Genomic DNA, 11,761 nt, shown 5'->3' with positions numbered 1-11,761 from the left:
CTTCAGCGCACCACCATTCCGTTGCCGTGGCCGTTCACGCTGCCATTCTCGGCGCCCTTGGGGGCGGCGTCTCCTCCGCCGTTGCCGTGAGCGGCCAAATCCGCGCGGCGAGCGACGTGGAACGACAGGATCTGCAGCTCGACGGCGAGATCGACCTTGCGCACCTCGATATGGGCCGGAACCTGCAGCACCACCGGGGCGAAATTCAGGATGCACTGCACGCCACCTGCGACGAGCCGGTCGCAGACCGACTGCGCGGCGGTGGGCGGAGTGGCGATGACGCCGATGGAGATCTGCCGTTCGGCGCAGACTTTGGGGATCTCGTCGAGATGGGAGACCGGGAGGCCGCCGACCGGCACGCCGACCAGGTCCGGGTCGAGGTCGAACAGCGCCTCGACCGGGAACCCGCGGCCGGGGAACCCGCCGTAGTTGGCCAGCGCGTGCCCGAGGTTACCGATCCCGACCACGGCGACCTTGTGCTTGCGGGTCAGGCCGAGGATCCGCTCGATCTGGCTGACCAGGACGCTGACCTCGTAGCCGACGCCGCGGGTGCCGTACGAGCCGAGGTAGGACAGGTCCTTGCGCAGTTTCGCGGAGTTGACGCCCGCGGCCTGCGAGAGCTCCTCGCTGGAGATCGTCGTCGCGCCCTGCTCGGCCAGCCCGGAAAGGACGCGGAGGTAGACGGCGAGGCGCGCGACGGCGGCCTCGGGAATCGACTTCGCGCGGACGGCTTCCGGCTCGGCGGTGGCCTCGACGGCGGGCATCTCCGCGGTGGGCGCGTTGTCGGCGTCCGGTGTCACCCGGGTGCGCCGGCCTCGTTGCGACACCACGCTTGTCCGCTCCTCTGGTCCTGCTGAGTACATGAGTCGCCCGAACCGGGAAATCGGCTCTTGACCCGCGGCGCTGAGTCCGGTTCGATGCCGGGCGCTTTCGGAGGCGACGTATCTACGGTAGCCACTTGTGAACGCAGGCACAAAGTCACTGGTAGGTGCTGTGTTCAATGTCGCGTAGAGCTTCTAACCCTACCGGCGGACCGTCGCTCGGGAGCGCGTCAGCGCGACGGGGGACTTCACCGGCGCGCGCCGCTCTTGGGCCGAAGGCCCACGGGAACGTTTTGCAGGGCGCCCTTCGCACCTGCGTGACGTGCAGGACGGCCCGGCGCCCTGCGAAAGGTTTCCGTCAGCGCGCGTTAAAAGACACCGTGTGCCAGCCGGTCGCCCCGTCCGGCACCGTTCCCACCCGCGTTTCCGTCTGCGTGTAGCCGGACTGATCCGTCGCCCGGACCGCGACCTGATGCTGACCAGCGGCGACGTCCACCTCGGCCCACCACATCCGCCAGGTGTCCTTCGACGTCTCGGCCGACAGGACGGTCTCTCGCCACGGCCCCTGGTCGACGCGGACCTCGACCTTCGCGACGCCGGTGTGCTGCGCCCACGCGATCCCGGACACGACGACCTTGCCCGCAGTCACGGCCGAACCCGGAGCGTCGATCCGCGACTGTGTCTTCACCGGTCCTTCGCGGCCCCAGCCGCGGTTGAGCCAGTACGCCTCGCGGTCCTTCCACGTGGTGATCTCCAGTTCGGTCACCCATTTCGTGGCGGACACGTAGCCGTACAGCCCGGGGATCACGATCCGCGCCGGGAAGCCGTGCTCGATCGGCAGCGGTTCGCCGTCCATGCCGATGGCGAGCATCGCGCCGCGTCCGGGATCCAGCGCGGCTTCGACCGGGGTTCCGCAGGTCCAGCCGTCGACGCTGGTCGCGAACATCTGCTCGGCGCCGGGTTTCACGCCCGCCTCGGTCAGCAGGTCGCGCAGGTCGATGCCGATCCAGCGCGCGTTGGAGATGTACGGACCGCCGACCTCGTTGGAGACGCAGCACAGCGTGACGTCGCGTTCGAGCAGCGGCCGCGAGCGGATGTCGTCATACGTATAGGTGACTTCGCGATCGACCATCCCGTGGATCCGCAGGCTCCAGTCCTCGGTGCGGACCTGCGGGACGACCAGGGCCGTGTCGATCCGGTAGAAATCCTTCGATGGAGTGAGGTACGGCGGGGTGCCGAACTTCACGAAGTCCGCGTCGGGCGGGATCGGCGGCGCGGTCCTCGTCGCGACGAGCCTGCCGACGGCGGCGCGCGACTCCTCGGCGTTCTTCCGCGTTCCGACGAACTGGCCGGTCAGCGCGGCGACACCCGCGCCCGCCGCGACGGAAGCGCCGGTGATCAGCACCTTCCGCCGGTCCGGGCCCTCGCCCTCGCGGGCGTCGAAGAACACCGGCGGGCGGAAGAACGACTGCAACCAGGTGAAGACGACGAGCCCGGCGACCGTCGCGGCCACCGGCGCCAGCAACGAGACCTGCCCGAGGTCGGTGCGCACGTAGACGGCGGCGACGCCCGCCGCGCCGAGCAGGCCGACGATCACCTGGCCGGGCAGCGGCTTGCGGCGCGAAAGCTGACCCGCGAGCAGCGCGATCAGCACCAGGACCACGGCGAGGCCGATCTTGAGGATCGGCTTGTCCCACGTCTCCAGCGTCCGCTCGGCCCAGGCCACGACGGCGTGCGGACTGTGGTCGATGACGAAGTTCGCGACGGCGACGAACGGCGAGGCCGTGTACCCGACGAAGCCCGCGACGAGATGCCCGACGCCGAGCGCGGCGGCGAGGGCGAGCAGCCCGGTCAGAGCGGCTTGCGGGAAGGTGAGCCTGCGTTCGTCGTCCACGACTCCATCTTCGCCAGGGACACCCCGGAAGATCGGCCGTTCGCCCTTACGAGTGTGTTACGCCAGTGCCTTCCGGAGCCTGTCCTCTTCGACCCGCCAGTACCCGTGCTCGGCGTCGTCGATCAGGATCACCGGCACGCGGTCGCCGTATTCGGCCCGCCATTCGGGGTCGCTGTCGACGTCCGCCGCCGACCAGGCGACGCCCAGCTCGCCACAGATCCGCTCGATGTCCTGTTCCGCGACCTCGCACAGGTGGCAGCCCGTGCGGGTCATGACGGTCACGTGGTGCGCCATGCGTCAATCCTTACCTGGTCCGAGGCACTCTTTTCCGCCGAGGGCCCATCAGCGCAGTCGGAGGCGGCGCAATTTTCCGGTGGCCGAATGCGGCAGCGACTCCGCGAACTCGACGGTGTGCGGCACCTTGTACCCGGCCAGGTGCGCCGCGCAGTGCTCGACGACCTGCTGCTCCGAGAGCGAAGCGCCGGGCGCGGGGACGACGACGGCCTTCACCGCTTCGCCGGTCCGCTCGTCGACGACACCGACGACACCCGCCTCGACGACCTCGTCCAGCATCGAGATCACGTTCTCGACCTCGTGCGGGAAGACGTTGAAGCCGTTGACGATGATCAGGTCGTTGGCCCGGTCCACCAGGTGCAGGTCGCCGTCGGTGTCGAGGTAGCCGACGTCGCCGGTGCGGAACCAGCCTTCCTCGTCGGGACCGTGCGAGCCGTCGGGCCAGTAGCCGGAGAACAGGTTCGCGCCGCGGATCGACACCAGGCCGGTGCCGCCGTCCTCGTCGAAGGCGTCGCCGAGTTCGTCCGGATCCTGCGGGACGGGCGTCGCGTCGCCGTCGCTGTCGACCAGCCGGAGCTCGACACCGGGCAGCGGCCGTCCCACCGAACCCGGCTTCGGATAGCCGGTGACCAGCGTCGTGGTGACCACGGGCGCGCATTCGGTGAGGCCGTAGCCCTCGTAGACGTCCAACCCGGTGGCGCCGCGAAGCGAGGTGAGGATCTTGGGGTGCAGCGGCGCCGCGCCCGACGTCATCCGCCGGACGGTGGACAGGCCGGCGCCCAGTTCTTCGGGGTCCATCGCGGCGAACTCGGCGTACATCGCGGGCACGCCGGCGATCGAGGTCACCCGGTACTCGGCGCAGTCGGCCAGCGTCCGCTCGGCGAGGAAACGCTCGGACAGGATCGCCGTCGCGCCGACCGACGCGACCTGCAGCAGGCCGGGCCCCAGTCCGTAGACGTGGAACAGCGGGATGGTGATGAGCACGCGGTCGCCGTGCACGAGCGGCGTCGGGACGATCCGGCTCAGCTGATCGAGGTTCGCCAGCAACGCCCGGTGCGACAGCATCACGCCCCGCGGCGGGCCCGTCGTTCCGGAGGTGTACGAAATGACCGCGATGTCCTCACCGGCCCCGGCCGCCTCGACCGGTTCGGCTGCTCCATCCGAAGTAACAGGTGGTGAGAGGCTCGTCACTCCGTCGAGGAGCTCTTCGGTCGTCTCCCGTTCGAGGACGAGCCGCGCGCCGCTGTGCTCCAGCAGCCCGTTCAGCTCCGCCACCGGAGCCTGCGGCGAGATCGGGACGACCACCGCGCCCGCCCGGAGTGCCCCGAACAGCGAGACGGCGAAAGCGGCCGACGTCGGCAGCCGCAACGCCACCCTGTCGCCGCGCTCGATTCCCGCGTCGAGCAGGGCGCGGGCCAGCGTGTGGGCGGCGCTGTCGAGTTCCGCCCAGGTCAGCGAGACCCCTCCACCGGTCTCGTGGACGGCGGCCTTGCCGGGCCACTGCCGGGCGGCCTCGGCGAGCAAGGTGGGCACGCTTCCTTCGGCAACCTGCTCCGCGCTCAACTGCGAACCTCTTCCCTCGGTGAACGGCGTTGCCAGTTTGTCATCTCGGCCACCGTCATGGGTGTCACTCGCTTTCGTCGCAGTTCCGTAACCCCGGCACCGCTACCTACTTCGCGGTAACTACACGTATGCTGCTGATCGTCGTCGAGTGGTGTTGATCACTCGATGGTGAGAAAGGGAGTCCGGACGTGCAGATCTTGCAGGCCCACGCGGCGGTGGGACATGCGGGCCGGTCTTCGGAGTCCGGAACGGGAGGTGCACGGTGACCCTTCCCGCGCCGAACCCCGTCTCGATGCTGGCGGGCCACATCCTCCGGCGGAGCGGTTTCCCCGCGGTTCCGTCGTCGAGGGCCAAGTCCGGCGACAAGACCGAGACGACCGACGCCGCCGCCGAGGCCGCGAAGGCCGAAGCCTGGGAACTGGTGAGTGCCGCGCAAGGCGGCGACACGTCCGCCTTCGGCAGGCTCTACGACCGCTATGTCGACGTCGTCTACCGCTACGTCCTGTTCCGCCTCGGCGACCGGGATCTCGCGGAGGACGTCACCAGCGAGACCTTCCTGCGCGCGCTGCGCCGCATCACGTCGGTGAGCTACCAGGGGCGTGACGTCGGCGCCTGGTTCGTCACCATCGCGCGCAACATCATCCTCGACCACGTGAAGTCGAGCCGGTTCCGCCTCGAGGTCGTCACCGACGAGGTCGCCGAGCCGAGCGGTGCGCCGATCGGGAACGTCGGCGTGCAGGCCGTCGCGGGGCCCGAACAGCAGGCCATCAGCCGCGCCACCCGCGCCGAACTGCTGCGTTGCGTCGCCGAACTCGGTGAAGACCAGCGTGAGTGCATCGTGCTGCGGTTCATGCAGGGACTTTCGGTCGCCGAGACGGCGGCCATCATGAAGCGCAACGAAGGTGCCATCAAGGCCCTTCAGCACCGCGCGGTACGCCGTTTGGCACAACTTCTGCCCACCGGATTGCGTTAAAGTCCCATATTTACTCCTGACCGGGCCTTGCCGTAACCCTTGGGCGTCCCCGCTCGTTTTCCCAGCCAGACCGGTGTCAGGACCGGGCTGAGCAGATGGAGACTTCGCCGTGGGCGTGCCGGGATGGTTCGCACGGGAGCGAGCGGACGGTGACCGCTTCGCGGACCTTGTCGACGGCACCCCACCCCAGGACGACGAATTCGAGCTGGAACTGGCGCTCGTCGGCGGCCTGCGCGAACTCGGCGCCGGTGGTGCCCCCGACGCCGAAACCCGGAAGCGGATCCGCGACGAGATCGCCGGGCGCCTCGCCGAAGCCGAAGCCCCCTCGAAACGCCGTGGTCACACCATCGCCAACCTTTCCGCGGCCGCCGTCGCGCTCTTCCTCGCTCTGGGCGGCATCACCCTCTTGCTGTCCAGGGACGCCTTGCCGGGCGATCCGCTCTACGGCATCAAACGAGCGGGTGAATCGGCCGCGCTCGGGCTCACCTTCGACGAGCAGGACAAGGCGAAGAAGCATCTGGAATTCGCCACGAACCGCGTCGGCGAACTCGACGAACTGACCCGCCAGGGCGCGTCCACCGGTGCGTACTTCACCGGTCTCGCCGATTTCGAGACCGATCTGCGGGCGGGCGTGACGCAGCTGACGGCGGTCGTCACCGATCAGGGCGGCCAGAGCAGGCTGGCCGAACTCAGCTCGTGGGCGCGGCAGCAGTCCGACCGGCTCGGCCTCCAGGTCGGGAACGCCCCCGCCGAGGCCCGCGACAAGTTCGCCGCCGCCCGTGTCCTGCTCGACAAGGTCCAGGCGCGCACGACGGATCTCGGCTCCCGACTGGTCTGCTACACCATCACCACGGGCACTTCCGACGATCTGGGCGCGCTGCCGGCCGCCGGTGACTGCGTCCGCGACCCCGGCTCCCCCAACGCCGTCGTGCCGCCGGTGATCTCGCCCGCGCCGTCCTCGGCACCGACCGGGTCACCGTCGCCGACCTCGGTGCCGCCGACGTCGAACGTGGACACCGCGACCCCGACCGGACCGCTCGCGCCGCCTACCGGCGGGACGCCGCCGCCCGTGGTGGCGACGCCCACCCAGACGAAGACGCCGCCCCCGCCGACGACCACCACACCCCCGCCGCCGCTGATTTCGATTCCGCCGCTCATCCCGGGGTTACCGCCGATCATCATCGGCTGACGCGCCGGGTGATGAGGCAGGCGCCACACCTGGTACGACTCGGTTGAGCTCTCGCTACGCTGTGCATAGGCACCTGGGATTCCGGAGGCGGTGTGCGTGTCAGTTTGGCGGGGCAAGGATAAGAGTCAAGAGCTCGAACGGCTGGCCGAGCTGGCGGGTGAAGCGTCGGCCGAGGCCGCCATGGCGACCGCGTCCGCCGAAGCACTCGAACCGCCCGCGCCACCCGCACCGCCGGACCTGACAGCGGCCGCGTTCTTCGACGTCGACAACACCATGATGATGGGCGCGTCGATCTTCTACTTCGCCCGCGGCCTGGCCGCGCGCAAGTTCTTCACCTCCGCCGATCTGGCCGGATTCGTCTGGCAGCAGGTGAAATTCCGGCTCGGCGGCCGGGAGAACAAGGAAGACATCAAAACCCACCGCGAGCGCGCACTGTCCTTTGTGGCCGGTCGCACCGTGCAGGAACTGACCGACATCAGCGAAGAGATCTACGACGAGCTGATGGCGGACAAGATCTGGTCCGGCACCAGGGCGCTCGCGCAGATGCACCTCGACGCCGGGCAGCGCGTCTGGCTCGTCACCGCGACCCCGATCGAACTCGCGGCCATCATCTCGCGGCGCCTCGGCCTCACCGGCGCGCTGGGCACGGTCGCCGAGACCAAGGACGGCGTCTACACCGGCCGTCTGGTCGGCGACCTGCTCCACGGCCGCGCGAAAGCCCATGCCGTCCGGGCGCTGGCGTCACGCGAAGGGCTGAATCTCAAGCGCTGCACCGCGTATTCGGACTCGCAGAACGACGTCCCGATGCTGTCGGTCGTCGGGACCGCGGTCGCGGTGAACCCGGACGGCGGCCTTCGGGACGTCGCGCGGGCGCGCGGCTGGGAGATCCGCGACTTCCGGACCGGGCGGAAGGCCGCGAAGATCGGCGTGCCCTCGGTGCTCGGCGTCGGTGCCGTGGCCGGCGCCGTGGCGGCCGGAATGGCTTACCGGCGCCGCTGACGCCTCTCGCGTTTAGTCCTCTAGTTGCGGAGGGTGTCACCCCCCGTGCAATGAAAGGCCCGTTACTTGCAAATTTTGCAAGTAACGGGCCTTTCCTAGCGTCCGGAAGGCGGAGCAAACGCAACTAGAGGACGAAACGCGTGGGTGGGGGGCTCAGCCCTTGAAGACGCTCTTCCGCCGCGAAAGGCGTTTGTACAGCGACTGCTGGATCGACTCCCGCACCTGGTCGGTCAGCGTGAACACCAGCATCGGGTCGTCCACGGCGTCCGCTTCGTAGGTGTCCGTGCGGATGGGCTCGCCGAACTCGATGCTCCACTTCGTCGGCAGCGGGATCGCGCCGAGCGGGCCGAGCAGCGGGAAGAACGGCGTCACCGGGAAGTACGGCAGGCCGAGCACCCGCGCGAGCAGCTTGATGTCGCCCATCTTCGGGTAGATCTCCTCCGCGCCGATGACCGACACGGGAATGATCGGCACCCCGGTCCGCAGCGCGGCGGAAACGAAACCACCGCGGCCGAACCGCTGGAGTTTGTACCGCGACGAGAACGGTTTCCCGATGCCCTTGAACCCTTCCGGCCAGACGCCGACGAGTTCTCCCTTGCGCAGCAAGCGTTCCGCGTCGGCGTTGCAGGCGAGCGTCTGCCCGGACTTGCGGGCGAAGGAGCCGACGAGCGGGACCTGGAACACCAGATCCGCGCCGAGGCCGCGCAGGTGCCTGCCGCCGGGGACGTGGTCGTGCACGGCGACGGCGGTCATCAGCGCGTCGAGCGGCAACGTGCCTGAGTGGTTCGACACCAGCAGCGCGCCGCCGTCGGCGGGCAGGTTCTCGACGCCGAAGGTGTCGACGCGGAACCACTTCTCGTACAGCGCGCGCAGCGGAGGCAGCAGCAGGGTTTCGGTGAGCTCGGCGTCGAAACCGAACTCGTCGACGGTGTAGTCACCGGTCAGCCGGTCCCGCAGGAACCCCAGCGCCGTCCTGAGCGAGGCCGGGAGGAGGTCCGCGTCGGCCGGGCTGGTCCGGGCGGGCGAGACCCGCGCCGCCCCGGGGAACTCGACGACGGGCGCGTCGGCCCGGCGCTCCTGCTTCAGCTGCTCTTGCGCCTCTTCGGACTCGCGAAGATCCCGATCCGCCTGAGCGGCCGAGTCCGGCTTCTCTCTGCCGGGGCCGTGCAACGGGATGACCTGCGCTTCAGCGCCGCTCACGTTTTCCGCCTCGCCTTCGTGAGAGTTTTCGGGGGTGTTCTCGCGCGGCCTGCTCACCGGTGCGCCGCCTGCCCGGTCGCCGCGGCCACCAGGACCTTGCCCGCGAACCCGGCCAGCCTGCCACCGTCCACCACGGGCCGGAGCCCGCGGCCGGTGATGTAGTCGTCGAACGCCTCGCGGGTCGTCCACCGCGGGATGTAGCCGAAGTCCTTTTTGAGCTTCGTGATGTCCACGACGCGGCCGAAGTTCAGCAACCGGACCTGATCGGCGGAGAAATCGACCACCCGGGCTCCGCGCAGGACCTTGCCGACCGACGGCACGACACCGCTGGGCATCGGCAGTTCGACCCGGCCGGCTCGCCGGATCGCCTGTGAAAGGGTGAGTACCCCTTCCGAGCCGACATTGAACACGCCGGGTTTGTCGTTCAGCGTCGCCTGTTCGAAGACGGCCAGCGCGTCGGTGGCGTGGAGCAGCTGGATCCGCGCGTCGTAGCCGAAGACGGTCGGGACCACCGGCAGCGCGAAGTAGCGCGAGAGCACGGTGTCGATCTCCGGGCTGATGATGTTGGCGAACCGGAGCAGCGTCGTCGTGATGTCGGGACGGCGGCGCATGAGCCCGCGGACGTACCCCTCCATCTCGACGGCGTCCTTCGCGTAGCCGCTCGTGGAGGTGGGGATGAGTTCGGAATCTTCGGTGAAGACGGCCTGGGAGCGCGCGCCCGCGCCGTAGACCGCGGCCGTCGACTTCACCACGAGCTTGCGCACGAGCGGCGAGCGCTGGCAGGCCGCCAGCAGCCGCATCGTGCCGATGACGTTGACCTCTTTGATCGCCGTGCGGCGAGCGGGACCGGCCGGATGCGCGGTGCACGACGCGTGCACCACGGTGTCGACCTTGGCCGTGCTGATCACCTTGGCGATCAGCGGATTGCGGATGTCGGCACGGACGTACTCAGCGCGCCCCATGCGCTGCAGAACCGACTTCTGCGGGGGCGTGGTGTCCACGCCGATCACCCGCTCGAACTCCGGATTGTTGCCGAGTCTGGCGAGCAGCTTCCCGCCAAGGTCTCCCCCGACCCCGGTCACGAGCACGATGTTCGACGGCATAGGACTCCCTGCGGCTATGGGGCGGTTCTCGGACTTCGATCACGGGGTCCTGATGACCTTGAGCACGACTTTGATCCACCGAGTGTGCGCGAACCCGCACTCATGGGAAGCATCGCGCGGCTGCCCTTGAGATGTTACCGCTCATTAGGGGTAGTCGAGCCAGCGCTTACATGCTATTAACCCGACGCTCGCAGAGGGGATCCACGTCTCACTCGAATGGGCGGAAACCGTCCACTAAATGGGAATGGCCCGTCCAGAAACTGGACGGGCCACTCACCGGCTGTGTCTTACTTGCCGGCCTTCCTACGCTGAACGCGCGTCCGGCGCAGCAACTTCCGGTGCTTCTTCTTCGACATGCGCTTACGGCGCTTCTTGATCACAGAGCCCATCGAGAGCGCTCCTTCCTTCGTCGTCGGTCACGCTGCCCGGCGCAGCGTCCAACGGGTGGAGCGCACAGGCACGAGCGGTCTTCCAGGGTACTCGCGCCCCGGAAGACACCCTCGGGCGGGCACGTTGTGCTCCGCGAAGCGAGCCTCAGCCCACGTCGAAGTACGCGCCCTGCAGATATTCGTGAACGGCCTTTTCGGGCACTCTGAACGACTTCCCGACGCGCACCGCGGGCAACTCGCCCGAGTGAACCAGTCGGTAGACGGTCATCTTGGAGACCCGCATCAGCGTGGCCACCTCGGCGACCGTCAGAAACTGGACCTGACCCACTGAGGGCAGATCATCCTTCTTGTTCGACGGCATGAATCACCGTGCCCTTCGACACGTGTCGCGCCACGCGGCTTCCCCACCTGTGGTATCGACACGCACGTGCTCTCCTGAGAGTAGCGGGACACGTGTGGCTAAAGCGACGCGAGTCACCGAGATGGGCCTGTATCCAGCGGATTTCAGCCTTCGTGGGCGCGGCCCAGCTCGGTCGAGCGGTCCTTCGCGGCCTCGATGGCGGCCAGCAGCGCGGCGCGGACGCCGTGCTTCTCCAGCTCCCGGATGGCGTTGATGGTCGTCCCGGCGGGCGAAGTGACGGCTTCGCGCAGCAGCACCGGGTGCTCGTCGGACTCCGCGAGCATCTTCGCCGCCCCGACCGCCGACTGGATGATCAGCTGCCCGGCGAGCGCTCGGGGAAGGCCGAGCAGGATCCCGGCGTCGATCATGGCCTCGACCAGGTAGAAGAAGTACGCCGGCCCGGATCCCGAGAGCGCCGTGACGGCGTCCTGCTGCGACTCCGGCACCTCGACGACCTGCCCGACGTGGGAGAGCAGCTCCTTCACCACCGCGACGTGCTCGGCGGTCGCGTGCGCGCCCGCGGAGACCGCGCTCATCGCCTCTCCGACGAGCATCGGGGTGTTCGGCATCACCCGCACCACCGGGACGCCCTCGGCCAGCCTGCGCTCGTACAGGGCGGTCGGCAGGCCCGCGCACAGCGAGACCACCAGCGACTCCTTGCCGAGCAGCGGCGCGAGCTCGGCCAGCACCGGATCGATGTCCTGCGGTTTGACCGCGACGACCAGCACGTCGGCACGGCGCGCGGCGTCGGCGACGGTGACCCCGTGCACGCCGTAGCGCTCGGTCAGCTCGGCCGCGCGCGCCGGATACCGCTCGGTGAACAGCAGGTCAGCGGGGCTGTGCCCGCCGTGCAGCAGGCCCGAGAGCAGGGCCTCCCCGATCTTCCCGGCACCCAGAACCGCGATCACACTCATGCCTACTCCTCGTACTGGGTCA

The 11,761-nt window shown here is 69.0% G+C and carries 12 protein-coding genes; 3 read left to right on the top strand and 9 right to left on the bottom strand.

The genetic code is table 11. The features are described 5' to 3' along the window. Positions 1 to 2 precede the first annotated feature (2 nt). From BKN51_RS37080 to BKN51_RS37065, 4 genes are all read right to left on the bottom strand, one after another. Complete coding sequence (locus BKN51_RS37080; protein WP_369862300.1) at positions 3 to 830, bottom strand: redox-sensing transcriptional repressor Rex; 828 nt, start codon at positions 828 to 830, stop codon at positions 3 to 5. Between the two features lie 349 nt (positions 831 to 1,179). Next, on the bottom strand, positions 1,180 to 2,715 hold the full coding sequence (locus BKN51_RS37075) for a molybdopterin-dependent oxidoreductase (RefSeq protein ID WP_101612014.1): 1,536 nt from the start codon (positions 2,713 to 2,715) through the stop codon (positions 1,180 to 1,182). Positions 2,716 to 2,772: 57 nt separating this feature from the next. Then, positions 2,773 to 3,009 carry a glutaredoxin family protein gene (locus tag BKN51_RS37070; protein ID WP_101612013.1) on the bottom strand — a complete coding sequence of 79 codons (237 nt, stop codon included), beginning with the start codon at positions 3,007 to 3,009 and terminating at the stop codon, positions 2,773 to 2,775. A 48-nt stretch (positions 3,010 to 3,057) separates the two neighbouring features. Then, positions 3,058 to 4,542, bottom strand: coding sequence for an AMP-binding protein (locus BKN51_RS37065; RefSeq protein WP_101612012.1), 1,485 nt, complete (start codon positions 4,540 to 4,542; stop codon positions 3,058 to 3,060). Positions 4,543 to 4,834: 292 nt separating this feature from the next. Between BKN51_RS37065 and BKN51_RS37060 the strand changes: the two genes are divergently transcribed. The 3 genes from BKN51_RS37060 (at position 4,835) to BKN51_RS37050 (ending at position 7,733) form a co-directional block, all read left to right on the top strand. Then, on the top strand, positions 4,835 to 5,545 hold the full coding sequence (locus BKN51_RS37060) for a sigma-70 family RNA polymerase sigma factor (protein ID WP_101612011.1): 711 nt from the start codon (positions 4,835 to 4,837) through the stop codon (positions 5,543 to 5,545). A 109-nt stretch (positions 5,546 to 5,654) separates the two neighbouring features. Continuing rightward, positions 5,655 to 6,734, top strand: a complete 1,080-nt coding sequence (locus BKN51_RS37055) for a DUF5667 domain-containing protein (protein ID WP_101612010.1) — start codon at positions 5,655 to 5,657, stop codon at positions 6,732 to 6,734. Positions 6,735 to 6,830: 96 nt separating this feature from the next. Continuing rightward, positions 6,831 to 7,733, top strand: a complete 903-nt coding sequence (locus BKN51_RS37050) for an HAD family hydrolase (RefSeq protein ID WP_005151723.1) — start codon at positions 6,831 to 6,833, stop codon at positions 7,731 to 7,733. 153 nt (positions 7,734 to 7,886) lie between these two features. On the opposite strand, the gene BKN51_RS37045 is transcribed toward BKN51_RS37050, so the two are convergent. From BKN51_RS37045 to proC, 5 genes are all read right to left on the bottom strand, one after another. Further along, positions 7,887 to 8,990 carry a lysophospholipid acyltransferase family protein gene (locus BKN51_RS37045; RefSeq protein WP_101612009.1) on the bottom strand — a complete coding sequence of 368 codons (1,104 nt, stop codon included), beginning with the start codon at positions 8,988 to 8,990 and terminating at the stop codon, positions 7,887 to 7,889. Beyond that, positions 8,987 to 10,036, bottom strand: coding sequence for an NAD-dependent epimerase/dehydratase family protein (locus tag BKN51_RS37040; protein ID WP_101612008.1), 1,050 nt, complete (start codon positions 10,034 to 10,036; stop codon positions 8,987 to 8,989). The genes BKN51_RS37045 and BKN51_RS37040 overlap by 4 nt, the downstream gene beginning before the upstream one ends. A gap of 287 nt (positions 10,037 to 10,323) precedes the next feature. Then, positions 10,324 to 10,425 (bottom strand): 30S ribosomal protein bS22, encoded by a 102-nt coding sequence (locus BKN51_RS37035; RefSeq protein ID WP_007030867.1) that lies wholly within the window; start codon positions 10,423 to 10,425, stop codon positions 10,324 to 10,326. A gap of 145 nt (positions 10,426 to 10,570) precedes the next feature. Then, complete coding sequence (locus tag BKN51_RS37030) at positions 10,571 to 10,786, bottom strand: helix-turn-helix domain-containing protein (RefSeq protein WP_076164244.1); 216 nt, start codon at positions 10,784 to 10,786, stop codon at positions 10,571 to 10,573. A 143-nt stretch (positions 10,787 to 10,929) separates the two neighbouring features. Next, entirely contained in the window at positions 10,930 to 11,739 is an 810-nt protein-coding gene (gene proC / locus BKN51_RS37025; protein WP_101612007.1) for a pyrroline-5-carboxylate reductase, read from the bottom strand. Positions 11,740 to 11,761: the final 22 nt, after the last annotated feature.

This window comes from Amycolatopsis sp. BJA-103 (genome assembly GCF_002849735.1).
Lineage (GTDB): Bacteria > Actinomycetota > Actinomycetes > Mycobacteriales > Pseudonocardiaceae > Amycolatopsis.
The sequence above is the reverse complement of the archived record's forward strand: the minus strand, read 5'-3'. Positions and strand labels throughout refer to the sequence as shown.